Source organism: Nocardiopsis valliformis DSM 45023, from assembly GCF_000340985.1.
Taxonomy (GTDB): Bacteria; Actinomycetota; Actinomycetes; order Streptosporangiales; family Streptosporangiaceae; genus Nocardiopsis; species Nocardiopsis exhalans.
In genome coordinates this window covers 58,739-81,941 of sequence record NZ_ANAZ01000013.1, presented here as the reverse complement: position 1 = coordinate 81,941, position 23,203 = coordinate 58,739, and the positions used below count along the sequence as shown (strand labels likewise).

The following is a 23,203-nucleotide window of genomic DNA, read 5'->3' as shown; positions in this document are numbered from 1 at the left end:
AAATGCCTCGGGTGGGCGTCGGTACCGACGTCCACCCGTTTTCTCCTGGACGAACACTTTTTCTCGCCGGTTTGGAATGGCCGGGAGAAGATGGTGTCAGTGGCCATTCCGATGGTGATGTCGCCGCCCACGCGGCGTGCGACGCCCTGCTGTCCGCCTGCGGACTGGGCGACCTCGGATCCAACTTCGGCACCTCCGATCCCCGGTGGAAGGGCGCTTCCGGCGCCGAACTCCTCACCGAGACCGTCGCGCGCGTGCACGCGGCCGGTTTCGAGATCGGCAACGTGGCCGTCCAGATCATCAGTAACCGACCCAAGTTCGCTCCCAGGCGCAACGAGGCGGAGAAGACCCTCTCCGAGGTCGTGGGTGCTCCGGTGAGCCTCTCCGCGACCACCACGGACGGGCTGGGCCTCACCGGCCGGGGCGAGGGCATCGCAGCCGTCGCCACGGCCCTGTGCGCCCCCAGGGACTGACGCACGCACAGCGAAGCGGCTCCGCCTCGGCGGGGCCGCTTCGCTGCTTCTCAGGTGCCCTCAACGCCCGGCCGCGAGCGTGTGCGCGGGGTCGGGGCCATTCTGTTACCGCCCAGGTCAACCGCATTGCCGAAGCCGGTATCCGGACCCTGCCACGGCCCTCACCCATGGGACCGAAACCCACCCCTCTGAGTGCCTCGAACAGAGCATCCCCTAACGAGGGGTGAGGCTCGCTGGCCCAGGGCGAGGAAGTGCATGGCCGGTCCCGGGCCGTTGGTCGAAGAGGTCGCCTGATGGTGGGTGGGTGGATGGGTGGGTGGAGCCGGGCCGGGGCCATCGCGGGTAGCAAGCGAAAGTCCGTTCCGGCCTTCGTCGGGCGGGCGGGTGCGGGCCCGGTGGCTTGTCCACAGGCTGTGCATATCTCCCGCCGGGGCGGGATGACGAGTTATCCACAGGTTCAGGAGCCAGCCTGGCGGCGCCCCTCGTCGCACACGTAACGTCGATCTCGGAGGATCCTCGGTTCCCGCCCGCCTCGTGCTGCCTCCGACCACCCTCCCTCCGCCCCCACACCACCCGAAGCACTCCGAGGCCGCCCCGCACCCGTCCTCGGGAACCTGCCCGGCACGCCAGCGCCCGGGCATGCTCCGGGCACGCGCTCCGGACACACGTCGGCCCCGGAACCCGAAGATCGGGGTTCCGGGGCCGACATCGTGCGGACGGCGTCCTGAATCAGCGTTCGTCCGGGGGCAGGGGCTCGCTGCGGACCCGTCGGGAGGGCGGGCCGGAGGCGAAGTCCGGCATGGGTGAGCGCTTGGGCTTCAGAACCATCGGACGTTTCTCCAACGGCTTCCTCGGCCTGGGCTCGGGCGCAGGCGCCTGGGCCGCCTTCACCGGCTCCGGTGGGGCCTTGGGTTCGGGCTCCCGCTCCCGCTGAACCTCGGGCTCCGGCGCGGCCTCGGGCTCCGCCTCAGGCGCTGGCTCCTCCCAGGCGGGCAGTGGCTCGGGCTCGGGCAGCTGCTCCGGCTCCGATTCCACCTCGGTGCCTGTCGCACCGCGCCGCTTCGTTCGAAAGCGGAAGGCGGCGCGCACCTCGGGGCCGGTGTCGTGGTCCAGCGCCGGAGTCGTGTCCTCAGCGGACCCGGTCCCCATCCCCACCAGGGGGACGGTGTCGGCGGCGGCCGGGGTGTCCTCCTCGGGCGGGGTCCACACCGGCGGCACGTAGTCGGCCAGCGGCGAGGCGCTCTCGACCTCGGCTGGGGGCTCCCACAGGGACTCCGCTTCGGACCCGGTCCCGCCCGCGTCGGCGGACTCGGGCCCGGTCTCCGGCCGGACCTCCGGCTCAGGCGCGGCCGCGCCGGAAACCTCGGATGCCCGAGGCCCCTCGGACACCGCGGATTCCGTGAGCTCTTCCACCCGGGGAAGGTCCTCGATCTCGGGCAGCGGGTCGCTCTCGGCCTCCCCCGCAGGCCAGAGCTCAACCGTGTCATCGGTGTCACCGGTGCTCACGGCTTCGACGGCGACGGGTTCGGGTGCGATTTCCACGGCGACCGGCACGGGGATCGGCGCCTCGGCCTCGTCCGTGGCGGGGTCGGCGACCGGGGGCTCGTGATCGAAGCCCTCGTCGGCCAGGTGGTCCGGGATCACCACGACAGGCCCGTCCCCGGCGCCGTCGTCGGGCTCGCCCTCGTCCCAGGCGCGGCCCCCTGAACCGCTTCCGGAGGCGGCCCGGTGCTCAGGCTCCGGTTCAGGCTCCGGTTCAGGCTCGGGCCCGGCCGTGGGGGCGGCAGCGCCGGGCACCACCGGCGGCTCGGCGGCCGCACGCTTGATCGGGTTGCCGCCGCCACGGGAACGGCGGGGGAGCGGCAGAGTGGGTACGGAGGCCTCGGCCAGATCGTCCTCCGGCTCCTCGGGCCGTCCCCTCCCCGAACTCTCCGCGGTCTCAGCCTCGGCCCCTCGGGCGGCGGGGATCACCTCGGTCGGGTCGTCGGGGCCGGCCTCGGCACGGAACCGCGCTTCTTCCTCGCGTTCCTCCCGCTCCCGCTCGGCCCGCTCGCGCTGCTCACGCTCCTCGAGCTCGCGCCTTTCGAGAGCCGCCCGCTCCTCGCGCTCACGCTGCTCGTGCTCGTCGCGTTCGCGTGCGGCCCGTTCGCGCTCCTCGTGTTCGAGGCGCTCCTTCTCCCGCTGCTCGGCGCGGTCGCGGCGCAGAGTGGAGGTGCGGGCGGGCAACGGTGCCGCTTCGGGGAGGGTGCCCTCCTCGTCCGCCGCGCGGCCGTCCGCCTTCACATGGCCGCCGGTCTCCGCACGTGCCTCGACCTCGTCGGCCCCGGCGGATGCGCGGCGCTCGTCAGGCTGCTGGTCGTCGTAGTCCTCGTCGGCGCCCAGCCTTAGCAGACGGGTCTTGAGCGCCTCCGGCTCGCGCGAGTCCGGGGCCGGTGCCTCGTCCATCCACTCCGCATCCACCTCGGACTCGACCGTCTCGGGACGGCTCCGCAGCACGGTGGGGCGATCATCGGAGGGCTTCGGGCGCGGACGCACCTGGATGTTGCGCTTGCGGATGTGCGCGCGCACGGTGATCCACAGCAGGAACGCCACCAGCAGGGCTGCCAGCGGGGCAACCGCCACCACCACTTGGACGATCCGCTCGTTCTCGGCGCCCAGCCGCTCGATGAGCCCCATGCTGTTCAGCACCATCGGCACGGCCGCGGCGAGGATCAGCAGGGGAATGAGGACGACGTCCACCCACAGGCGCTCCCGCGGTGGTGCCGCGCGGAGCACGTAGCTCACCCAGAAGGCCATGAGGACCAGCAGGGTGAAGGTCACCGGGAAGACGTGCGCGAGGAAGTCGCCCTCGTCGTGCACGAGCAGGGCGAATCTGTAGATGCCGTTGTAGGCGATGACAAGGGCGCACAGGGCGATGACACTGACGAACACGGCACCACCGACGAGAGCGCCGGCTCCCGCGCCGCGACCCGCGGTCCGACCGTTCCGTGTCCCTGTCTCGGGGGCGTTGTTGAAAGGGGCCATCGTCATCGAAGAGTAGTCGAGGCGGTGCCGCTAACACGAGATTCCGGCCGATTCCGGTTGCTTCCAGCCTCTTCTCGACGCAGGGGTGCAGGGGTGCTCTGTGGTGTTCTGCCGCAATTGACGGAGCGTGGCGGCCGATCGTTCGCCGAGGTCGTCCCCGGACGCCGGTCCATCTCACATGCGGGCGGGCCCAATACGGCTCGCCCCATATGCGTCCTCTGTACTGTCCGGAGCAGGCCAGACAGCAATGGGCCGGCACCCAGGCCGCGATCAGACGGACCCCCGGACCTGATGGCGCTTGATGGCTTGTGACGCCCGGGCGAAGGGAAAGCGGATAGTCTTGACAACGTGAGTCTGCGCTTCTATGACACCAGTGCCCGACAGGTCCGAGACTTCACCCCGCTTCGTGAGGGGTGTGCCTCCCTGTACCTGTGTGGTGCCACGGTGCAGGCACCTCCCCACATCGGCCACATCCGGTCAGGCGTCAACTTCGACATCCTGCGCCGCTGGCTGACCCACCTCGGCTACGAGGTCACGTTCTGCCGCAACGTCACGGACATCGACGACAAGATCATCAGGGTCGCCGCCGAGGAGGGTGTTCCGTGGTGGCAGGTGAGCGAGCGCAACCAGCGCGCCTTCACCTGGGCCTACGACACCCTGGGCTGCCTGCCGCCCACCGTCGAGCCGCGCGCCACCGGCCACGTGCCGGAGATGATCGAGCTCATGCGGCGCCTGATCGACGCCGGGCACTCCTACGCCGCCGACGACGGTTCGGGCGACGTCTACTTCGACGTGCGCTCGCACCCCGCCTACGGCGAGCTCTCCAACCAGCGCCTGGACCAGGTGGTGGAGTCCTCCGACTCCGACCCGGACCGGGACAAGCGCGACCCGCGCGACTTCGCCCTGTGGAAGGGCGCCAAGCCGGGCGAGCCCAGCTGGGACACCCCGTGGGGTCGCGGCCGCCCGGGCTGGCACCTGGAGTGCTCCGCCATGGCCACCAAGTACCTGGGCCCCAGCTTCGACATCCACGGCGGCGGACTCGACCTGATCTTCCCGCACCACGAGAACGAGCAGGCGCAGTCGCGCGCAGCCGGTGACGGCTTCGCCCAGTACTGGCTGCACAACGGCATGTTGAAGGTCGGCGGCGAGAAGATGGCCAAGTCGCTCGGCAACTCGATGCGGGTCCCGGAGATGGTCCAGAAGGTCCGCCCGGTGGAACTGCGCTACTACCTGGGCCAGGCCCACTACCGGTCCACCATCGACTACTCCGAGGCCGCGCTGCAGGAGGCGGCCGTCGCCTACCAGCGCATCGAGGGCTTCCTCACCCGCGCCGTCGAGGTTCTGGGCACCATCACCCCGGCCGCGGACGTGCCCGCCGAGTTCGCCGAGGCGCTCAACGACGACCTCGGTGTCTCCCAGGGGCTGGCCGTCATCCACGGCCACGTGCGCGAGGGCAACACGGCGCTGGGTTCCGGAGCCAAGGAGAAGGCCCAGGAGATCGCCGCCGAACTCCGTACCATGCTGGCCGTCCTGGGTCTGGACCCGCTCAGTGAGCAGTGGTCCGGCGGCGGTGACCAGGGGCTGACCGAGGTCGTGGACGCTCTGGTGGCGGTCGCCCTCGAACAGCGCCAGGCCGCGCGGGGACGCAAGGACTACGCTGCGGCCGACGCCATCCGCGACCAGCTGGCCGCGGCCGGCGTGGTGGTGGAGGACACCCCGCAGGGCCCGCGTTGGGACCTGCGCCAAAGCTGAGGTTTCGGCAAGCAGGGCTGTCGGGCCCGGGTTCCATGAGCCCGGGCCGTACAACAAGATCTGATCAGGGCCGGGACCGGAGGTTTCCCGGCCCGGCCCACTCTGATGGCCGACACGTGTGGTAGCGCGTCGGCATTAGGCTGGGAGTTTGCCGCCGCCCCTCGGCGTCGCGGCTACCCCATCGGCCGGAAGAGCTCTTCCGGCATGCTCGCAACACGTAACGGGAGGCGGCGACCATGCCGGCGAAGAAGAGTAAGAAGGGCCCCACGAAGGGCAGCGGCGGCAAGAACCGGCGTTCCCTCGAGCCCAAGAGCGGCACCCTGCCCGCCTCGGAGCGGCACTGGTACGACGGCAAGCAGCGGCACAAGGCCAATAAGCGCGTCGCCCAGACCGGGGGCCCGTCCGGCGCCTCGGACAGCCCCCGCAAGGACCGCTCGCCCGACCGCCCGGACAACTCCGACCTCCTGATCGGCCGTAACCCGGTGGTCGAGGCCCTGCGTGCGGGCATGCCCGCCACCCGCCTGTTCCTGGCCAACAGCCTGGACCCGGACGACCGCGTCAACGAGGCCGCCAAGCTCGCGGGTACCCAGGGCGTGGACGTGGTCGAGGTCAACCGCACCGACCTGGACCGCCGCTGCGAGAGCAACGGCCTGCCCGGCGCCACCCACCAGGGCGTCGTGCTCCAGGTCCGCCCCTACCAGTACTGGGCGGCCGAGGGCCTGCTCGACAAGGCGCTGGCCTCGGACACCCCGCCGCTGATCGTCGCCCTGGACGGGGTCACCGACCCGCACAACCTGGGCGCGATCGCGCGTTCGGCCGCTGCCTTCGGCGCGCACGGCCTGCTCATCCCGGAGCGGCGCACCGCCAGCGTGACCATGTCCGCGTGGAAGACCTCCGCCGGAACCCTGGCCAAGCTGCCGGTCGCCCAGGCCACCAACCTGACCCGCACCCTGGAGAGCTACAAGAAGGCCGGGCTGTTCGTCGCCGGTCTCGACGCGGGCGGCGACACCCAGCTCCCCGAGCTCGAACTGGCCACCGGCCCGCTGGTGGTCGTGGTGGGCTCCGAGGGCAAGGGCCTGTCCCGCCTGGTCCGCGAGGCCTGCGACGTGGTCGCGAGCATCCCGATCAGCGGTGCCGAGTCCCTGAACGCCTCCGTGGCCGCCGGTGTCTCCCTCTACGAGGTCGCCCGCCGCCGCGGCGCCGAAGCCAAGTAACCGGTCCCACCGGTGCCGAGTAGGCCCCTCGGCACCGGACCCGGTAGCATTCTGGTTGGACGCACCAAGGCCCAGGCCTCGGCGGTCGGCCGACGTAGCTCAATTGGCAGAGCAATCGCCTTGTAAGCGATAGGTTAGGGGTTCAAGTCCCCTCGTCGGCTCTCTCTTTGCCTGACCTGGGATAACTCCCTGGGCGAGATCGCTACTGACTAGCGGCGACGCCTGGAGAGCTATCGCCTATGGGTACCCAGCGTGTTCGTCGGGGGCCGCGCAACATGGCCGCTGGTCCCCTGAACCTCCACATCAAGTCCTTCGTGCTGCACCTGCGTACGGAGAAGAAGAGCGACCGCACCGTCACGATGTACCGCGAGTCGGTCGCCTGGTTCGCCGCCGAGCACCTGTTGGCCGGTGGTCAGCCCACTGACATCGACCACCGGTACGAGACGTCAGCTGACACGTGCGCTGACATGGTCACCTTCGAGCCGGTCCGTGACTGGGAACTGGTCAACCGGGTGCACATCCGCTCCTGGCTGGCCCGGCTGCACCGCCGCGAGTACTCGTCCAGCTACGTGAACAACCAGTACCGCTGTCTCCAGCAGTTCTTCAAGTGGCTCGCCGACGAGGAGGAGATCGGCGACCCGATGCGCAAGGTCAAGGCGCCCAAGGTGGTGGCCAAGCCCGTCCCGGTGTTCGAGGACGGCGAGATCGACCGCATCCTGAAGATGCCCAGGAGCAGGAACGACCGGGGAGCGGCCAAGCGCGGCGACGCCTGCAGGCTGCGCGACGCCGCCATCATCCAGTTCCTGCGGGACACGGGTGTGCGCCTGGCGGAGCTGGCCGGGCTCAAGCTCACGGACGTGTCCCTGGACAAGCGCCGGGCGTTTGTGACCGGCAAGGGCGACAAGAGCCGGTACGTGAAGTTCACCCACGCCACGGCCAAGGCCCTGGACCGCTACCTGCGCCAGCGCGCCCAGCACCCGGACGCGCACCTGCCATTCCTGTGGTTGTCCCAGAAGGGGAAGGCGCTGACCCCGTCGGGGATCTACCAGATGCTGTACCGCCGCGCCCGGCGGTCCGGGGTCGGGCAGGGCAACACCCACCGGTACCGGCATGACTTCTCGCACCGCTACCTCGCCGGGGGAGGACAGCCCGGGGACCTGATGGAGCTCAACGGCTGGGAGTCCGAGCAGATGACGCGGCACTACGGCCGCTCCGCCGCGGCTGAGCGGGCCCAACGGCACTATGACCCGGGTGATGTGCGAAAGCAGTTGAACCCGCCCCGGGGGCGCTCGCAAGAGCGTCCCCAGGAAAACCGGTAACTGTTCGGTCAACCCCTTCGCTGTCAGCTCCAGGTGGGCCCTGTCAGATTCTCTCGCCCAATGCCGTCCCAGCTCAGAGCTCTGGCCTCACCCGTCGAACACCAGCTGATCACCACCGATCCCGTGGAACCCGCATACCTGGTGGGTGGGTTCTGACGCTGACCGATCTGACCTCGAACATCCCTGCCATAGCCGTAACCGCACTGGGTGGCGAGTTGGTCGTTCGGGTCACCGGAGTCTTCGCGCTCCGCTTCGCCCGGCACCGCTACCTGTTCCGAGGCGCCCATGTCTTGGAAATCCACGCAGCTTCCGAAACCACCGTGCACCATGCCACCGCCTTCTGTGCCCACATCATGGGTCTGCTGCGCCGTGGCGGTGCGGGACCTGAGCGCTTGGGGCCAGGGAAATCCTAACCTCCGGCCTGAAGGGCTCAGACCCGCCTCAAGGCCGTGGCCGATTTAAAGGTCAGGTATGCGGCCGGGTTTCAAGACCCGGCCGCACCTTCATCGAAAATTCATCAGGTGATGGGGGCTTCCCAAGTGGCGGCCCAGGTCTGGGGGCCGACGATGCCGTCGACAGCCAGCCCCTTTTCGGCCTGGAACTGCTCGCAGACCTGTTGGGACTGATCGCCGTAGATGCCGTCGACGGTGATGTTCCAACCTCGCTCGAGCATGCGTCCCTGCCAGAGGATCACCCCGTCATGCTCGGTCGGAGGTGGGTTGGTGAACAGTACTCCAGGCCACGTCGGGGCGCCCCCGCCAGGAGGAGGACCAGGGGGGTCGACCGGCGGAACGATCGGAAGTGGATCAGTCGGGGGCAGGGTATCCGGGGGATTAAGAGTGCCGTCTTGAACATAGGGCTGAAGGCTTCCTGGGCAAGCAGTATCTATACCTTCGACACTCTGATGGCCGATAATTCCGTACCCCGCCAAGTCCATTGATCGCAAGTCACGAATCACTTGGCGAATTCCGGTGAGCATGGTCGCACTCGGGTTGTCGGGAACCCCAAGCAGGCCACAGACTGCAAAGTATGCGTCGTTCGCTAGATTCGTCCCGTTCGCGCCGGATCTGTATTCAAAGCCTCTGCCGATGAAAATGTAGCCGTGGGTGCAGACCAGAAAGCTATATGCGATGTCCCGGTATTCGCCCTGGAGGTGCCCGGCCTGAATTCCGCGGACGATATTGTTGCATTCATTGTGGTTGCTGACGCCTTGGGAGACGCGGCTGCCGACGTAATGGATGCAGACGCCACCGGTCTGAGCATGGATGGGGCCGTTGTGCTCCGGCCTTCCGCTGGGGTCTGCGCCCCACTCGCTGCGCTGAACATAGCGTACCATATACTATTCAATCCAATATCTTTGATTCGAAGGGGGAAGGGTGAAGGGTGCTTCTTTTTCTTTGGGTGCCGTGCTCGGTTTTCTCACTGCTTCTGCAGTAGCAGCTGGCTTCTTGTTCGCGGGGGTGGTCGAATTTGATATTCGGTCGCACAAAAATTTTGGCGAACTTGAGCGCGAGTCCGACGGCCTCCTGTCTGGCGGAGGTCTCGTTTATACTGTCACTTCAGTCCGCGAGGGGTATGGCGACCCCAGATTCGTTTACTTTGACGCGGTGGTGGCAAACAACTCGAACCGATACCAGGAAAATACAATCCCGGATGTATACTGCCTCCTTCCTGATGGAGAGCACCACGCCGAGCCAGTCCGAACACTAAATCATGCGGGAATTTACCCGTCGGATGGCTCGATGGGAGAAGCGGCGGTATTCGAGTATCGATGCGAGATGCCAGAAGGCATGGAACTCCACCATGTTTCAGTGATTTTGGAGACACCGAAGGGGAGTAGATTCTCTTTTGTGGATCCAGTCGGCTCTGCTCAGAACGTTCGACGCTCCGAAGGGGTCTCGGACTGAAAGGGTCGCATCGACTTTGGAACAGAATAAGCTCGCTCCTGAGAGGAACGAGCTTATTTGGATACACTGCTACCGCTGCGAATAAGCGCGCCACAGAACCTTCAGGGGATGCAAGGGGTGAAGGGCGAACACGATCGGTTTTCGAGCTCACTGCACTCGTTTGCGCACTTCAGAGCCCACCAAACCCGAAGCTGAGGCAAGCCGCCAAGTATGGGTGCCTCGCACTGAGCTTCAACCCCGACAGCGAGCTACTGGGCAGTGAGCACGCCGCAGTCCGGCTGGTCGGCGACGCACCCCTGAGCGTGAGGGTGGTGACCAGGGTTTTTCCGTTGCCCGCGCGGTAGGCGTTAGTGGACGGTGCTCCAAGGGTCCGTAGCGTTCGGGCAGGTCGCGCTAGGGGATACCGGTGCGGGTGCGGTAGATGACGCCGTTGAGAACGTGGCGGTGGTCGTGCCACCGTCCGCCGCGCTGGGGTGTGTCCGGGGACAGCACGGCCCGGCTGCGGGCGGGCGGGTTGAGGAACTCCTCGACGGCGATCAGCTTGGACGTGGTGGTCATGGTGGTTCCTCCTGGTCGATGGATGCGGACGGGGCCCAGTCCAAACTCCGACGTCGCGGCGGACTCAAGCCCCAAGAGGGCGATCCGCGTCACTGGCTGGTGGAAAAGGTGGGTCGGTGGGGCCGCTTCGAATGTGAGCGGACGGTCGCGCGGATCAGTGCCTGACCTCGACCTCGTTCTCGCGCTCGTGCTCGGCCGCCAGGTCCTGGTGCGCCGACGCGCCCCGGAGCGTGACCAGGGCCCAGGCCGCGGCGAAGGCCATCACCCCGGCACCGGCGAGACCGGTGACGGTGATCGCTTCGGTGAAGGCGCTCCTGGAGACCTCCAGGAGCGCGTTTCCGGTGTCGCCGCCGATCTCGGCGGCCACCAGCAGGGCCTCCGCCATGGTCGAGGACACCCGTTCGGACAGGTCCGCTGTCAGGTCGAACGCCTGGGTTCCGGCGAGGACGGTCCGGGTGTACCAGGAGACCAGCACCCCGCCCAGGACCGCCGTGCCCAGCGTCGTCCCGATCTCGTAGGCGGTCTCGGAGGTCGCGGCGGCCTGTCCGGCGCGCTCGGGCTTGACGGAGCTCATGATGATGTCGTTGCTCAGGGTGAGCGCCATGCCCGCGCCCAGAGCGATCAGGCCGAGTGCGGCCGCGATCAGCGCAGGGCTCGACGTCGGGGTCAGGAGGGCGGTCAACGCGAACCCGGTCATCGCGATCAGGAGCCCGAACGCGATCACGTAGGCGGGCAGGAGGCGCTTGACCAGTGCGGCCGCGATGAACGCGGCGGTGGCCGCGATGATCGCCTGGGGCATGAGCCAGACGGATGCCTGCAGCGGGCTGAGGCCGAGCACGAGCTGCAGGAACTGGACGAGCGCGACTAGGGCGCCGACCATGGCGAAGATCGCCAGGACGTCCGTGATGACGGCTCCGCGGAAGTACCGGATCTTGAACAGTCTGACGTCCAGGAGCGGGGTGGGCAGCGTGAGCTGCCTGCGGACGAACAGGGTGATCGCGATCAGCCCGACGACCGTGGCGGCGATGCCCAGAGCGAGGCCCTTGTCCCCGGTGAGGGTCTTGATGCCGTAGACCACGCCGATCAGGCCGATGAAGGAGAGCACGACGCTGGGGATGTCGATCCTGCGCAGGCCGGGGTTGCGGCTCTCGGGCAGCAGGGCCGGGCCGAGGGCGAGCAGGAGCAGCATGACGGGGATGTTCATCAGGAAGGCCGCGTGCCAGCTGAACGTCTCGATGACCCAGCCGCCGACGATCGGCCCGGCCGCCGCGCCGACGGAGGCCATCGCGCCCCACACCGCCATCGCGTAACGGCGCTGCTGGCGGTCGAGGAACATGTTGCGTACCAGGGACAGCGTCGAGGGCATCATGATCGCCCCGCCCACGCCCAGCAGAGCGCGAGCTCCGATCAGCATCCAGGGCGCCGTGGCCATCGCTCCGAGTACGGAGGCGAGCGCGAACACGACCGCACCGATGAGCAGGTTCCGCCGTCGACCGAAACGGTCTCCCAGGGTCGCCGTCGCCATGAGTAGCCCGGCGAGAACGAGTGAGTAGATGTCGATCATCCACAGCTGCTGGGTGCCCGTGGGGCTCAGCTCAGCGGAGATCGCGGGCAGGGCCATGATGAGGACGGTTCCGTCGATGGTGATCAGCAGCAGCGGCAGGACGAGGACGGCGAGGCCGATCCAGCTCCTGGCTGTGGCCTTGGGAGGGCTGGTCATCGTGGGCTCCTGAGCGTCGGTCTGTTCGGACAGCGCTCAGTAGAAACTCCGACGTCGCGTCGGAGTCAAGGCCGCGTCGCATGGCCTGGACCACAGGGCCCGGCGGCGTCAGGGCCCGGTCGGTCGCTGCCCGTGCTCCAGCCGCTCCAGGATCCGGCGCAGTACCCGGTGCTGGACGGGTTTGAGGGCCCGCTCGTTCAGTTCGTCCATCAGGGCCGAGACCTTCGGGTCGGGCGCGGGCGCGGCGGCCAGCTGCTCCGACAGCGGTTCCAGCCCGGTGACCCAGTCGTCGACCAGGGACGTGACCTCGTCGTCCGGTGTGTCGGCTCCGAGGGCGTAGAACCGCTCCGTCAGCGGTTCCAGCCCCGCGAGCAACTCCCTGTCCACCCCGCCGAGCAGGGCGGCGAGCCCCGCCGGGTCGTCCTCGCCGAGCAGGTGTCCGAGCAGGACCAGCTGTTCGTGTTCGTGCCGGGCCATCTCCTCGGGTACCCCGGCCTCGGGGCCGGAGCGCAGCACCGACAGCTCCGGGGCCAGGTCGGGCGGGGAGCCGCTGCTGCGCAGGGCGGCGATGTCGGCCCTGCGGGCGTTGAGCCGTTCGATCTCGGCGGCCGCCTGGCGGTCGAGCTCGTCCAGCAGCTCCTCCGCGGCCTTCGGATCATCCAGTACCGCCGGGAGCGCGGACAGGGGCACGCCCAGCGCGGTCAACCTCGTGATCCGCAGCAACCGCACGAGGTCGCCCACGTCGTAGCGCCGGTAGCCCCCGGCCGAGCGCGGGGGCTCGGGCAGCAGCCCGATCTGGTGGTAGTGGCGCAGCGTGCGGACGGTGACACCGGCCAGCTGGGCGAGTTCACTACTGAGCATGAGGCGACTCCTGACCCTTCCCTGCTCTTCCCACCTACCCTGACCGAACGAAACCCGGGGCGGGAAGAGCTGCCGCCGGGGTTCGCCGCCGGTTTCGCATCGGCTCATTTCGATGAAGTGTCAACGAATTCTGTAGACTACTCCTATGAATGGGGAACCACGCTGGCTCAGCCCGGACGAACAGAGGGCCTGGGAGAACTTCATCCGCATGCAGGAAGCGCTCATCGGAAGGCTTTCCCGACTCGTCCGCTCCGACTCCGGATTGTCCGCCTCGGACTACATGGTCCTCGTCCGGCTCACCGAGGCCGAGAGCGGGCAGATGCGCTTCCAGGAACTGGCCAGACTCGCCGAATGGGAGAAGAGCCGCATGTCACACCAGGTCACGCGGATGGTGAAGCGCGGACTCGTGACCAAGAGGGAGTGCCCCGACGACGCGCGCGGAGCGTTCGTCGTCGCTACTCCGCTCGGCTACCAGGCGATCCAGGAGGCCGCTCCCATACACGTCGAGCACGTCCGCCGTCTGTTCATCGACGCCATGACGCCGAACCAGCTCAACACGTTCGCCCGGCTCTCCCAGCGCGTCCTGGAGCACATGGAGAAGCAACCGGACTGAACCGGCGACACGGCGTCCGCACGGTTCCGCGAAACCCCCCGGGTGATCACGTTTGCTCAGCGGTGTTCGGGGTTGGCGTTGTCGGGACTGCAGCCGGCGTCCCAGGCCGCGCGCTGGTTGCCGTAGGTCGGGAAGCCGCCGGCGCGGCGGAGCATCGCGGCCGTGTGCATCAGGTTGTGCGTCATGAAGCTGATGTTGCGGTTGGCGAAGTCGTTCTCCGGGCCGCCGGAACCCTCGTCCAGGTAGGACGGGCCGGGGCCGACCTCACCGATCCAGCCCGCGTCGGCCTGCGGCGGGATCGTGTAGCCGATGTGCTGCAGGCTGAAGAGGATGCTCATCGCGCAGTGCTTGAGGCCGTCCTCGTTACCGGTGAGCAGAGCGCCGCCGACGCGCCCGTAGTAGGCGTACTGGCCCTGCTCGTTGAGCACACCGGAGTAGCCGTACAGCCGCTCGATCACCCGGCGGGTCACCGAGCTGTTGTCACCGAGCCAGATCGATCCGGCGATGACCAGGATGTCTGCGGCCAGGACCCGCTCCAGCAGCGTGGGCCATGCGTCGCTCGGCCACCCGTGCTCGGTCATGTCCGGGCGCACCCCGGTGGCGATGTCGTGGTCGACGGCGCGGAACTGGTCCACGCTGACCTCGTTGGCCTCCATGATCGCCACGCTGCGGTCGATCACCCCCTGGGTGTGGCTGAGCTGCGGGGACCGGTTGAGGGTGCAGTTGACGTAGAGCGCGCGCAGCCCGCTGAAGTCGGGCTTCTCGGACACGGGCGCGGTCACTGGTGCGGTCATGGGACGTCCTTCCGGAGGTTCGTCGGGTGGTTGTCAGGCGACCGTGGGGGTCGCCTCGATGGCGCAGTAACCGCCGACAGGGGCTAGGAGGGTCCGGCCGACGACGAACCCGGCGGAACCCAGAAGGGTCGTGTGCTCCGACTCGGTGCGTTCCCGCCCGCCATCGTCAACATGATCAGATCGCTCAGCTTGCTCGGGTGCTGCTCGTCGCCCGGATGCAGCAGCGACTCGATCGATCTGTTGTACGCCTCGCTGGGCGACGAGGGCGCCGAGCGGATCTGGCGGCAGGTCGTGGAGGGCTATCGCGGCGCGCTGCGCGAAGCCGCGGGCGTCCTCGTCGCGAGAGGGTTCGTGCCCGCACACCTGGACGTCGGTGAGGTCTCGGACCGCCTCTGGTTCTGTTTCGGGATCGCCGCCTGGCGCACCCTCCTCAAGGACTGCGGCTGGGGCTACGGGCGGGCCGAGTCCTGGCTCGGTACTCAGGCGGTCGCGGCCCTGGGCGGGCTGGTGGGGCCGGGGGAGCCGGAGTCCGGCTGACCTCGTCTGTCGGATCGCCCCTCCCTTCAACGGGTCTCTTGGCAGCCGTGCGGCCGGTGTCTCGGCCCTGACACGCAAGAGTAAACCGTATTGGTTGATTAATCACCAAACTTAGGTTCGGTTTCGGCGTCTCGAAAAGCAGTTCTGAACTGGGTATTCGTTGCCGCGAAAGTCGTAGGACAGTGGGCCAGTCTTTGGCAAGCGTGTTGATGTGTCAACTAAATGTTGCTAGCGTGATGGCCAGCCGAAGACGGGCACGCAGAGACAGGGGCAGCCATGAGCGGCGGATCCGGAAAGAAGACGTACGAGGGGCAGTCGATCGCGGTCACCTTCGAAGCGGGGCGCTGTCAGCACGCCGCAGAGTGCGTCCGCGGCCTGCCCGAGGTGTTCGACATCGAGCGGCGTCCGTGGATCCAGCCGGACAACGCCGCCGCCGACCGCACTGCCGAGGTGGTCCGGCGCTGCCCTTCGGGAGCCCTGGAGTACCGCCGCGTCGGCTGAGACGAGGGAAATCCATGACCGCGCAATTGGTCGGCAAGAGCTACAGATTCGACCTGGGGCCGTTGAAGGTGAAGTTCACCTTCGATTCGCTGTCGCAGGGCAGCTTCGTGGTCGAGGAGGGCGGCGGACTCGCCCCGGACGGCCACGCCGAGACCGTCCGGCTCAACCTGAGGAAGATCCGCGAGGGCGTCTACCTGAACTCGTGGACCGAGGCCAGCGGCGCCACCGTGACCCATGTGGAGGACTTCGCCAACGCGACGCTGTACTCCAACGTCACCGTCGACGGCGCGCTGTACAACCTCGTCGGAACCATCACGGAGGCATGACCATGACCCGCAACACCCTTGCCGAAACCGATCTGGCCGGGCACAACACCGAGATCGTGCTGACCGCGATGCGGGAGCTCTTCGTCGAGAAGGACCTCACCGCGCTGGACCGGTACTGGGCCGATCCGTACGTGCAGCACAGCCCGCGGATGCCCGACGGCCTCGACACGCTGCGCGCCGTGGTGCCCGGACTGGAGGGGTTCTCCTGGGAGCCGCAGCGCACCGCGGCCCAGGGCGACCTCGTCTTCACCCACAGCCTGGTCCACGGCTGGGGTCCCGGGCCGGTGGTGATCGTCGACGTCTTCCGCTTGGAGGACGGCCGCATCGTCGAGCACTGGGACGTCGTCCAGGACCTCACCCTCCCCGAATCCACGGCCAGTGGAAACCCCGTGGTGTGAGCCCGTGCCCGGGTGAACGGCGCACCAAGCCGTGCCGACCCGCAGCTCAGTTCCGCTTGACCCGGTCTCGGGAACAGGGTTTTCCATGGGTCGTAGTGCCCCACTGGAAACTCGCAGTACCCGGTGAGAACAAGGCCTCGGTGCGAACACGCCCTGTCGCCGCACAGTCCGAACACTGAAGGAGAAGGCAGATCATGGGTTACGTCACCGTCGGGAACGAGAACAGCACCCCGGTCGAGATCTACTACGAGGACCAGGGCGCGGGCCAGCCCGTCGTGCTCATCCACGGGTACCCGCTGAACGGTCACAGCTGGGAGCGCCAGACACGGGAACTGCTCGCGGCCGGGTACCGCGTCATCACCTACGACCGGCGCGGTTTCGGCAGGTCGTCCAAGGTCGGCTCCGGCTACGACTACGACACCTTCGCCGCCGACCTGGACACCGTGCTCAACACCCTCGACCTGCGCGACGTCGTGCTGGTCGGATTCTCGATGGGCACCGGAGAGCTCGCCCGCTACGTGTCCCGGTACGGCCACGAGCGGGTCGCCAAGCTCGCCTTCCTCGCTGCGCTGGAGCCGTTCCTGGTCGCCCGCGACGACAACCCCGAAGGGGTGCCGCAGAGTGTCTTCGACGACATCGAGGCCACGGCGAAGGCGGATCGCTACGCCTGGTTCACGCAGTTCTTCGCCGACTTCTACAACCTCGACCAGACCCTCGGCGAGCGGATCAGCCAGGAGGCGGTCGACAACAGCTGGAACGTCGCCCTCTCCAGTGCCCCGGTGGCGGCCTACGCGGTGGTCCCCGCCTGGATCGAGGACTTCCGCGCCGATGTCGAGGCGGTCCGCGCCAGCGGCAAGCCGGCCCTGATCCTGCACGGCACCGCGGACAACATCCTGCCCGTCGACGCCACGGCCCGCCGCTTCCGCGAGCTCCTGCCCCAGGCGCGTTACGTGGAGGTCGAGAACGCCCCGCACGGGCTGCTCTGGACGCACGCCGACGAGGTCAACACCGCGCTCCTGGACTTCCTCGGCTAGCGGCCAGCCGCCCGCCGAACGCCGAAGACCTCAGGCCGCCCTCGGGGCACCGGGATCCGTTGTCGTGGACCGGGGCGGCTCGTCGGATCTCCGCATAGTTGACTAGTCATCTAAATTAAGCAAGTTTGCGCCTGATCACAAGGCTGGAGAAGGAGAACACATGGCTGTCGAAGTGAGTGACGTGCCCGAGGCCAACCGCTACGAGGCCCGTGTCGACGGAGCGTCCGGGGCCGCTGGTCTGGTCCAGTACATCCGAACTGATGAGCTCGTCGCGTTCGTGCACACCGAGGTGTCGCCGGAGTACGAGGGCAGAGGAGTCGGGTCGGCGCTGGTGCGCACGGCTCTGGACGAGGCCCGCTCCGCGGGCCTGGGGGTGCTCCCGACCTGCCCCTACTTCGCGGGCTGGATCGCCCGTCATCCGGAGTACCGGGACCTGGTCTACCGCTCCCGGAGCACGGTCGCTGACTGAACGGGGACGGAACCGCTGACGACGCGGTGTCCGCGTCCGGTTTCGCGTCGGCCGTCGGCGACGCACGCGGCGCGGCTACCCCGGGGCGGCCGGGCGGAGGAGAACGCGGTTGTCGTCGGTCACCTCGTACAGGTCGACCCGGAGCAGGCACCGAACGTGGGCGGGAACGCGTGCGGCGTGCCGTACGGACGCGGTCGGCAAGACCAGGGCGTAGCGGGTGGCCGGGGACTGATCCGTCATCCGGCGCAGCAGCCGGCCGTACGCGACGTCTGCGCCCGTCCCCTGCTCCTCAGTCCGGCCCTTGGCCTCAATGATCAGCCGCTCGCCGCCGCGCTCAGCCTCGATACCGGTCCATGGCTCGGTCGGCGTGGCGGGGGTCCAGCCCTCGGTGGTCAGCCAGCGCCGAAAGGCATCCAGCACACGGTCCTCGTCGCTGGAGCGCGCCAATAGCCCCCGGACCACCTCCAGGTCCGATGTGCGGGTTCGGCGCAACCGGCCCCGGCTGTCGGCATCGAGGTCAGCTGGGCGGATCACCACCAGCCGCAGGCCGCGCGGGGGAATCTCGGTCTCACGCCGCCGGTCGTACCGGGCGCGCTGCTCACCCCGGTGCACGCCGCTGACCGTGAGCTTGTCGGGCTTGTCGAAGTGCGGCATGGGCTGATCGTGCTGGAGTTCGCGGTATTCAACCACCAGCTCGTGCCCTGGCCAGTACGCGTCAACGGGCAGCTTCGCTCGCTTGCCGTTTGCCCCCGGGTCCCCCAGCAGCCAGTCGAACCGGTGCTGGGGTAGGCCGGTCTCGCCGAGTACCTCGTCGCACAGGCCGATGACATAAGCCTCGTCGCTGTCGTCCCTGCTCATGCCGCGATAACGCCGCCCGCTACCGACACGGGGCGGGACGTGGTCATTGACAGGTGCCGGGTCGGGTCCCCCGATGCGCCGGTCGGTGAGGATGCCGAAGATGTAAGACGGCCCTTGGAGGCCTGGGAGCTCCCCGGGGCCGCTCAACGGCATGAGCCCGTGCGCCTTGACGAAGTCGGTGCGGGGGAGGATGCGGTTGGTGTTGTCGAGGTGGACCTGTCCGTACCGGACGGCATAGCTGAACGGGATACCCCTCTTGGTGTGGAACACCTGTCCCGCGTGCGCCTCGATGCTGCGCCAGACGGTTTCGAACGCTGCCATGGTCCCTGCTCTCAGCGGCTGTCGTCTCCACTCGTGCCGATGGTGCCACCGCTCGCTGACGCGGGGAGCTGGTGTGGCCGACTTGTGACGAGCTGGTGGAGGCGGCCAGCCGCTGCTCGTCGCGCAGGACCGGTCCGCCGAACACCACGGGCAGTCCGAGCTCCGCTGCCAGGGCCAGCCCGCCCCGGACAGCGAGCAGTAACACGGGCGCAGGACCGACACTGGGCTTGGCGGTGATCTCGGTCCGACCGCTCAGGTACTGCCGGACCCGTAGGAACCACCGGACTCTGTTGCCTACTCCCGACCACCCCTACCGGACCACCGGATGTCCGCTCGCGATCGAGATGCGGTTGAACGCGTTGATCAGGGTGGTCGTCCACTCCACCGCGGAGATCTGGGCGGTGGTCAGGTGGGCGGCCGCCCGGGCGTTCACGGCCTGCCTGTCGAGGGCCGGGTCGATCACGGTCAGGGACTCCGCCAGTTCGAGCGCGGCCCGCTGCTGATCCGTGAACAGCTTCGTCTCGCGCCACGCGGGCAGCACGTCCAGGGTGCTCTGCTCCACCCCGGCCTTGCGGGCCTTGGGGAAGTGGATGCTCAGGCAGGTCGGGCACCCGTTGATCTGGGACACCCGGATGTTGACCATCTCGATGAGGTCGTCGCCCAGACCGGCCTCGTGCGACGCGGTTCGGGAGGCCTTGGCCGCCTTGAGCATCGCCCCGTAGACCTTGGGGTGTTCCTTGTCGATGAAGGGGCGTTCGGCGTTCACGCGTTACCCGCGTTCTCGACCGTTTCCTTGACCAGGGCGAGGTCGGCCGGTCTGGGTCGACGGAACTTTCCGCCCTCGGCCTCGTACTCGTCGCCGTGCTTCTTCAGGTGACTGGCGAACAGCGGGCACACCGGCACGACGGTGAGGTTGCGGTGGATGCTGTCGGCCAGTGCCTCGCGGACGAGCAGTCCGGCCAGGCCCCGGCCGCCGAACTCCGCACCGACCTCAGTGTGGAAGAAGACGCGCTCGCCTGCGGTCTGCGGCGGGTCGACGAAGTCCGCGCGTCCTGCGAGGGCTTCGTCCACGCTCACGGTGTAGGCGCTGATGGCGCGGTTCTGGTCGAGTGCGATGGATACGGGAGCACCCGTCTTGTCCGTTCGCTGTTCAGTCATGTCGGACACCTCTTCTGCTTCTGTCGGTCAGCCGTCGATGCTTTTGCGGGTCAGTCGTTGAACTGTGCGTGCGGCGGCGGGTTCTTCCTGGGGCGCATCCGCACCGGCGGCAGCTCCGGGGCCGCAATCCTCGACATCCCCTCGCGGTTGCGGCCCGGGCCGCCGTGCCCCACGTAACCCTCCACCTGCCCGAACCGCTCGCCGTGGTGTTGCCATTCCTCCCGGTAGCGCGTGATCTCCTCCGTCGTGCGGCCCAGGAAGTTCCACCACATGAGGACCTCCTCGCCGAAGGGGGCGCCGCCCAGGAGTACGAGCCTGGCCGGTTGGTCGCCCTCGTTGGTCACCCGCAGGGTTTCGGCACCCACCCCGGTGTAGCCCACGGCGTCCTTGGGCACGTGCACGCCTTCGAGCCTGACGTCCTCACCGGTGTCCACCAGCAGGCCGTGCTCGAACCCGGGGTCGACGGGCAGGTCGAGGACCCCGCCGGGGTTCAGCCTGAGCTCGGCGCCCACCAGAGGCGTGTACATGCTCACCGGCGACCGCGAACCGAGCAGCGAGCCGAGGAACACGAGCGCCGAGCCCGCGTCGAACTCGATCGGCTCGGGAACGTAGTGCTCGAACCCGCGCTCCGGGCTGTGCCTGACCTCGTCGGGCAGGGCGACCCAGAGCTGCACCCCGTGGATACGGACCGCCTCCGAGGTGGAGGTCTCGGAGTGGCAGATGCCCGCTCCCGCGGTCATCAGGTTCATCTGCCCGGGACGGATGGTGGCGGCGTTCCCGCCGGAGTCGTTGTGCGCGATGACGCCGTCGAACAGCCAGCTGACGGTCTGCAGCCCCGTGTGCGGGTGCGGGGCCACGTCCATGCCGCCGGTGTCCGCCACCTCGTGCGGGCCGAAGTGGTCGACGAAACACCACGCGCCGATCAGCGAGCGCTGCCGCTGGGGCAGGGTACGGCGGACGTTGATCGCGCGTGGCCCGCCCAGGGGGACGGTCCGGGCGGTGATGATCTCGACCGGAGCGCCGCCCTCACAAGCGGCCAGGGGGCCGGGGAGGCCGCCCTCGCTGCACACGAAGGTGTCCGGACGGGTCTCTGTGTTGGTCATCGCGGTGCTTCTCCTGATTCACGAGCGGCGAGCATCGAGGCGTGGGTGGGCGCGTCGGGCACGTCGGTCGGCCGGTTCTTCGCGAATTCCTTCCTCAACTCCGGCAGGACCTCCTCACCGAGGATGTCGAGCTGCTCCAGCACGGTCTTCAGGGGGACCCCGGTGCCGTCGACGTTGAACAGCTGGCGTTGGTAGTCGCCGAAGTTCTCGCGGAAGGTGAGGGTCTTGTCGATGACCTGCTGGGGGCTGCCGACGGTCAGCGGGGTCTCCTCCATGTACTGCTCCAGTGACGGCCCGCCGCCCATCAGGGGGGAGTGGTCGAAGTAGGGGCGGAACTCCCGGACGGCGTCCTGGGAGTTGGCCCGCATGAAGATGTGGCCGCCCACGCCGACGACGGCCTGCTCCGCGGTGCCGTGGCCGTAGTGGGCGAAGCGCCTGCGGTACAGGTTGATCAGCTTCTGGAAGTGCCGCTTGGGCCAGAAGATGTTGTTGGCGAAGAATCCGTCCCCGTAGTAGGCCGCCTGCTCGGCGATCTCGGGGGAGCGGATGGAGCCGTGCCAGACGAACGGGGGAACGCCGTCGAGCGGGCGCGGGGTGGAGGTGAACGCCTGCAGCGGGGTGCGGAACTTGCCTTCCCAGTCGACGACGTCCTCGCGCCAGAGCTTGTGCAGGAGGGCGTAGTTCTCCAGCGCCAGCGGGATGCCCTCGCGGATGTCCTTGCCGAACCAGGGGTAGACCGGGCCGGTGTTGCCGCGGCCCATCATCAGGTCCACACGCCCGTCGGCCAGGTGCTGGAGCATCGCGTAGTCCTCCGCGATCTTCACCGGGTCGTTGGTGGTGATCAGGGTGGTGGACGTGGACAGGATGATCCGCTCGGTGCGCGCCGCGATCCAGCCGAGCATGGTGGTCGGGGACGAGGGCACGAACGGCCGGTTGTGGTGCTCGCCGGTGGCGAACACGTCCAGTCCGATCTCCTCGGCTTTCAGGGCGATCCGCACCATCGCCTTGATCCGTTCGCCTTCGGTCGGCGTACGTCCTGTCGTGGGATCGGTGGTCACGTCACCGACGGTGAAGATCCCGAACTGCATCGCACCCACCTCCATGTGGTTGCTGGGTGACTGGCGTGGTGAGCGGGATGCAGGGCCTGGTCGCTCCTACTTCCCGCATCTTCACCCTTCGGTTGATAAGTCAACTGTAAATTCCGGAATTTTTATTGACACATCAACAGGATGTGTGTTTGCTCGCTGCTCTTGGCCGCCGGTCAGGTTCCGTCGTTTCCCGGGACGGGGGTTGCGTGCCAGCGCAGCGGGTCGTCCTCCAGGGCGGGGCGGTCCCAGTGCCCGAGGTTCGCAGCGGCCTCGTAGGTGCTGTGCAGGAACTCGGCCACGGCGCGGTCGGGGTCGGGCGCGCTGCGGGCGGCCTCGTAGGGGAACAGGAACTGCTGGAACTCGGTGCTGTAGTACGCGCCCTCGGGGCCGGGTGATTGCTCGTCGAAGCCCTCGGGTGCGGGGTAGGCATAGGAGTAGAAGGCGCCCTCCTCGCCGCCGCCGGGCCAGAAGCCGCAGCTGGACAGCTCCCGGGAGTAGCCCTCGACCATGACCCAGTCCCCGCAGTTGGGGACACCGCCCGGGTGCTCAGGAGCCGGGCGCCCGGAGAAGCGGGTGCAGGCCAGGTCCATCCCGCCCCAGAAGAAGTGCACCGGGCTGACCTTGCCGACGAAGTGCGAGCGGAACTCGCCGATCACCCGGTCGGCCTGCAGGAGCTGGCGCCAGAACAGGCTGGCCGCTTCAGCGTCGTAGGAAGCGTGCTCGTGGTCCTCGGCGAAGGGGATCGCCGGGTCGACCTCGTTGGGGACCGGTCGGATCGGAGCCTGGATCCCGAGCTCGTCGAGCAGGTCCAGCACCCGGGAGTAGAACACGGCGACGGTCATGGGCCGCAGCGGGAAGGCGCGGGTGCCGCCCTCGCTGCTGCGGATCTCGAGCCGGTGGCCGAGGAGGTCGAACTCGATCTCGAAGGCGCCCGAACGGTAGGGGATGGTCGAGGTGGTCAGTCCGCGCGGGCTGACGTAGAGGGGTACCTGCCACCAGTGGTTGACCAACGGGGCGTGGGCCATGCGGATCTTGCCCACGATCTGGGTCCACATGTGCAGGGTGTCGCGGGTGTCGGTCCAGTCCGAGACCCGCAGGCTTGGCCAGTTCGTGGTCGACGAGTCGGTCATCTGCTTCTCGCTTCCTTCACGGTGTCACCAGGGGGCGGGTTTCGT

24 protein-coding genes and 1 tRNA gene are annotated in these 23,203 nt (G+C 68.3%); 13 read left to right on the top strand and 12 right to left on the bottom strand.

Annotated elements, in window-relative coordinates:
* The first annotated feature begins 2 nt into the window (after positions 1–2).
* On the top strand, positions 3–473 hold the full coding sequence (gene ispF, locus D457_RS0114070; RefSeq protein WP_193374503.1) for a 2-C-methyl-D-erythritol 2,4-cyclodiphosphate synthase: 471 nt from the start codon (positions 3–5) through the stop codon (positions 471–473).
* A 729-nt stretch (positions 474–1,202) separates the two neighbouring features.
* On the opposite strand, the gene D457_RS0114065 is transcribed toward ispF, so the two are convergent.
* A complete protein-coding gene (locus tag D457_RS0114065; protein ID WP_239646102.1) occupies positions 1,203–3,404 on the bottom strand; it encodes a DUF2637 domain-containing protein in 2,202 nt (733 codons plus the stop codon).
* Positions 3,405–3,845: 441 nt separating this feature from the next.
* On the opposite strand from D457_RS0114065, the gene cysS reads away from it, so the two are divergent.
* The 4 genes from cysS (at position 3,846) to D457_RS0114045 (ending at position 7,782) form a co-directional block, all read left to right on the top strand.
* A complete protein-coding gene (cysS, locus tag D457_RS0114060) occupies positions 3,846–5,249 on the top strand; it encodes a cysteine--tRNA ligase (RefSeq protein WP_017581307.1) in 1,404 nt (467 codons plus the stop codon).
* 236 nt (positions 5,250–5,485) lie between these two features.
* A complete protein-coding gene (gene rlmB / locus D457_RS0114055; protein WP_017581306.1) occupies positions 5,486–6,463 on the top strand; it encodes a 23S rRNA (guanosine(2251)-2'-O)-methyltransferase RlmB in 978 nt (325 codons plus the stop codon).
* 88 nt (positions 6,464–6,551) lie between these two features.
* Positions 6,552–6,624, top strand: a tRNA-Thr gene (locus D457_RS0114050).
* Positions 6,625–6,738: 114 nt separating this feature from the next.
* A complete protein-coding gene (locus D457_RS0114045; protein WP_239646101.1) occupies positions 6,739–7,782 on the top strand; it encodes a tyrosine-type recombinase/integrase in 1,044 nt (347 codons plus the stop codon).
* A 517-nt stretch (positions 7,783–8,299) separates the two neighbouring features.
* Here D457_RS0114045 and D457_RS37500 read toward each other — a convergent pair.
* A complete protein-coding gene (locus tag D457_RS37500) occupies positions 8,300–8,719 on the bottom strand; it encodes a peptidoglycan-binding domain-containing protein (RefSeq protein ID WP_275041007.1) in 420 nt (139 codons plus the stop codon).
* Between the two features lie 439 nt (positions 8,720–9,158).
* Between D457_RS37500 and D457_RS35750 the strand changes: the two genes are divergently transcribed.
* On the top strand, positions 9,159–9,689 hold the full coding sequence (locus D457_RS35750) for a hypothetical protein (RefSeq protein ID WP_152514239.1): 531 nt from the start codon (positions 9,159–9,161) through the stop codon (positions 9,687–9,689).
* 393 nt (positions 9,690–10,082) lie between these two features.
* Here the strand turns inward: D457_RS35750 and D457_RS37495 are convergent, their stop codons facing one another.
* The 3 genes from D457_RS37495 to D457_RS0114020 form a co-directional block, all read right to left on the bottom strand.
* The gene (locus D457_RS37495) at positions 10,083–10,247 is read right to left on the bottom strand and encodes a transposase (RefSeq protein ID WP_017581302.1); all 165 of its coding nucleotides are present in this window, start codon (positions 10,245–10,247) and stop codon (positions 10,083–10,085) included.
* Positions 10,248–10,401: 154 nt separating this feature from the next.
* Positions 10,402–11,967: an MFS transporter gene (locus tag D457_RS32540; RefSeq protein WP_017581301.1), complete on the bottom strand. Its 1,566-nt coding sequence runs from the start codon at positions 11,965–11,967 to the stop codon at positions 10,402–10,404.
* A 108-nt stretch (positions 11,968–12,075) separates the two neighbouring features.
* Complete coding sequence (locus D457_RS0114020) at positions 12,076–12,828, bottom strand: MerR family transcriptional regulator (protein ID WP_017581300.1); 753 nt, start codon at positions 12,826–12,828, stop codon at positions 12,076–12,078.
* Between the two features lie 145 nt (positions 12,829–12,973).
* Here D457_RS0114020 and D457_RS0114015 point away from each other — a divergent pair, with 145 nt between their 5' ends.
* Complete coding sequence (locus D457_RS0114015) at positions 12,974–13,441, top strand: MarR family winged helix-turn-helix transcriptional regulator (RefSeq protein WP_017581299.1); 468 nt, start codon at positions 12,974–12,976, stop codon at positions 13,439–13,441.
* Between the two features lie 56 nt (positions 13,442–13,497).
* Here D457_RS0114015 and D457_RS0114010 read toward each other — a convergent pair whose 3' ends face one another.
* Positions 13,498–14,235 (bottom strand): flavodoxin family protein, encoded by a 738-nt coding sequence (locus D457_RS0114010; RefSeq protein ID WP_017581298.1) that lies wholly within the window; start codon positions 14,233–14,235, stop codon positions 13,498–13,500.
* A gap of 132 nt (positions 14,236–14,367) precedes the next feature.
* On the opposite strand from D457_RS0114010, the gene D457_RS34100 reads away from it, so the two are divergent.
* From D457_RS34100 to D457_RS0113980, 6 genes are all read left to right on the top strand, one after another.
* A complete protein-coding gene (locus tag D457_RS34100) occupies positions 14,368–14,772 on the top strand; it encodes a hypothetical protein (protein ID WP_017581297.1) in 405 nt (134 codons plus the stop codon).
* Positions 14,773–15,048: 276 nt separating this feature from the next.
* On the top strand, positions 15,049–15,273 hold the full coding sequence (locus D457_RS0114000; protein WP_017581296.1) for a (4Fe-4S)-binding protein: 225 nt from the start codon (positions 15,049–15,051) through the stop codon (positions 15,271–15,273).
* Positions 15,274–15,287: 14 nt separating this feature from the next.
* Positions 15,288–15,599 (top strand): MoaF-related domain-containing protein, encoded by a 312-nt coding sequence (locus D457_RS0113995; protein WP_017581295.1) that lies wholly within the window; start codon positions 15,288–15,290, stop codon positions 15,597–15,599.
* A 2-nt stretch (positions 15,600–15,601) separates the two neighbouring features.
* Positions 15,602–15,997 carry a nuclear transport factor 2 family protein gene (locus D457_RS32530; protein WP_193374501.1) on the top strand — a complete coding sequence of 132 codons (396 nt, stop codon included), beginning with the start codon at positions 15,602–15,604 and terminating at the stop codon, positions 15,995–15,997.
* Between the two features lie 194 nt (positions 15,998–16,191).
* Positions 16,192–17,031 carry an alpha/beta fold hydrolase gene (locus tag D457_RS0113985; RefSeq protein WP_017581293.1) on the top strand — a complete coding sequence of 280 codons (840 nt, stop codon included), beginning with the start codon at positions 16,192–16,194 and terminating at the stop codon, positions 17,029–17,031.
* A 160-nt stretch (positions 17,032–17,191) separates the two neighbouring features.
* Positions 17,192–17,500: a GNAT family N-acetyltransferase gene (locus D457_RS0113980; protein WP_017581292.1), complete on the top strand. Its 309-nt coding sequence runs from the start codon at positions 17,192–17,194 to the stop codon at positions 17,498–17,500.
* A gap of 75 nt (positions 17,501–17,575) precedes the next feature.
* On the opposite strand, the gene D457_RS0113975 is transcribed toward D457_RS0113980, so the two are convergent.
* The 6 genes from D457_RS0113975 to D457_RS0113950 form a co-directional block, all read right to left on the bottom strand.
* Positions 17,576–18,679 (bottom strand): hypothetical protein, encoded by a 1,104-nt coding sequence (locus D457_RS0113975; protein WP_017581291.1) that lies wholly within the window; start codon positions 18,677–18,679, stop codon positions 17,576–17,578.
* A gap of 310 nt (positions 18,680–18,989) precedes the next feature.
* Positions 18,990–19,445, bottom strand: coding sequence for a carboxymuconolactone decarboxylase family protein (locus D457_RS0113970; protein ID WP_017581290.1), 456 nt, complete (start codon positions 19,443–19,445; stop codon positions 18,990–18,992).
* Positions 19,442–19,837 (bottom strand): GNAT family N-acetyltransferase, encoded by a 396-nt coding sequence (locus D457_RS0113965; RefSeq protein ID WP_017581289.1) that lies wholly within the window; start codon positions 19,835–19,837, stop codon positions 19,442–19,444. The genes D457_RS0113970 and D457_RS0113965 overlap by 4 nt, the downstream gene beginning before the upstream one ends.
* A gap of 50 nt (positions 19,838–19,887) precedes the next feature.
* A complete protein-coding gene (locus D457_RS0113960) occupies positions 19,888–20,940 on the bottom strand; it encodes a pirin family protein (RefSeq protein ID WP_017581288.1) in 1,053 nt (350 codons plus the stop codon).
* Entirely contained in the window at positions 20,937–22,028 is a 1,092-nt protein-coding gene (locus D457_RS0113955) for an LLM class flavin-dependent oxidoreductase (protein WP_017581287.1), read from the bottom strand. Before D457_RS0113955 ends, D457_RS0113960 begins: the two co-directional genes overlap by 4 nt.
* A gap of 173 nt (positions 22,029–22,201) precedes the next feature.
* Positions 22,202–23,158: a DUF5996 family protein gene (locus D457_RS0113950; RefSeq protein ID WP_017581286.1), complete on the bottom strand. Its 957-nt coding sequence runs from the start codon at positions 23,156–23,158 to the stop codon at positions 22,202–22,204.
* Between the last annotated feature and the right edge of the window lie 45 nt (positions 23,159–23,203).

Coding starts and splice junctions, on each gene's coding strand:
- ispF (WP_193374503.1), top strand. CDS start 3: ATGCCTCGGGTGGGCGTCGGTACCGACGTCCACCCGTTTTCTCCTGGA.
- rlmB (WP_017581306.1), top strand. CDS start 5,486: ATGCCGGCGAAGAAGAGTAAGAAGGGCCCCACGAAGGGCAGCGGCGGC.
- D457_RS0114045 (WP_239646101.1), top strand. CDS start 6,739: ATGGCCGCTGGTCCCCTGAACCTCCACATCAAGTCCTTCGTGCTGCAC.
- D457_RS37500 (WP_275041007.1), bottom strand. CDS start 8,719: ATGGACTTGGCGGGGTACGGAATTATCGGCCATCAGAGTGTCGAAGGT.
- D457_RS37495 (WP_017581302.1), bottom strand. CDS start 10,247: ATGACCACCACGTCCAAGCTGATCGCCGTCGAGGAGTTCCTCAACCCG.
- D457_RS32540 (WP_017581301.1), bottom strand. CDS start 11,967: ATGACCAGCCCTCCCAAGGCCACAGCCAGGAGCTGGATCGGCCTCGCC.
- D457_RS0114020 (WP_017581300.1), bottom strand. CDS start 12,828: ATGCTCAGTAGTGAACTCGCCCAGCTGGCCGGTGTCACCGTCCGCACG.
- D457_RS0114015 (WP_017581299.1), top strand. CDS start 12,974: ATGAATGGGGAACCACGCTGGCTCAGCCCGGACGAACAGAGGGCCTGG.
- D457_RS0114010 (WP_017581298.1), bottom strand. CDS start 14,235: ATGACCGCACCAGTGACCGCGCCCGTGTCCGAGAAGCCCGACTTCAGC.
- D457_RS0114000 (WP_017581296.1), top strand. CDS start 15,049: ATGAGCGGCGGATCCGGAAAGAAGACGTACGAGGGGCAGTCGATCGCG.
- D457_RS0113995 (WP_017581295.1), top strand. CDS start 15,288: ATGACCGCGCAATTGGTCGGCAAGAGCTACAGATTCGACCTGGGGCCG.
- D457_RS32530 (WP_193374501.1), top strand. CDS start 15,602: ATGACCCGCAACACCCTTGCCGAAACCGATCTGGCCGGGCACAACACC.
- D457_RS0113985 (WP_017581293.1), top strand. CDS start 16,192: ATGGGTTACGTCACCGTCGGGAACGAGAACAGCACCCCGGTCGAGATC.
- D457_RS0113980 (WP_017581292.1), top strand. CDS start 17,192: ATGGCTGTCGAAGTGAGTGACGTGCCCGAGGCCAACCGCTACGAGGCC.
- D457_RS0113975 (WP_017581291.1), bottom strand. CDS start 18,679: ATGGCAGCGTTCGAAACCGTCTGGCGCAGCATCGAGGCGCACGCGGGA.
- D457_RS0113965 (WP_017581289.1), bottom strand. CDS start 19,837: ATGACTGAACAGCGAACGGACAAGACGGGTGCTCCCGTATCCATCGCA.
- D457_RS0113960 (WP_017581288.1), bottom strand. CDS start 20,940: ATGACCAACACAGAGACCCGTCCGGACACCTTCGTGTGCAGCGAGGGC.
- D457_RS0113955 (WP_017581287.1), bottom strand. CDS start 22,028: ATGCAGTTCGGGATCTTCACCGTCGGTGACGTGACCACCGATCCCACG.
- D457_RS0113950 (WP_017581286.1), bottom strand. CDS start 23,158: ATGACCGACTCGTCGACCACGAACTGGCCAAGCCTGCGGGTCTCGGAC.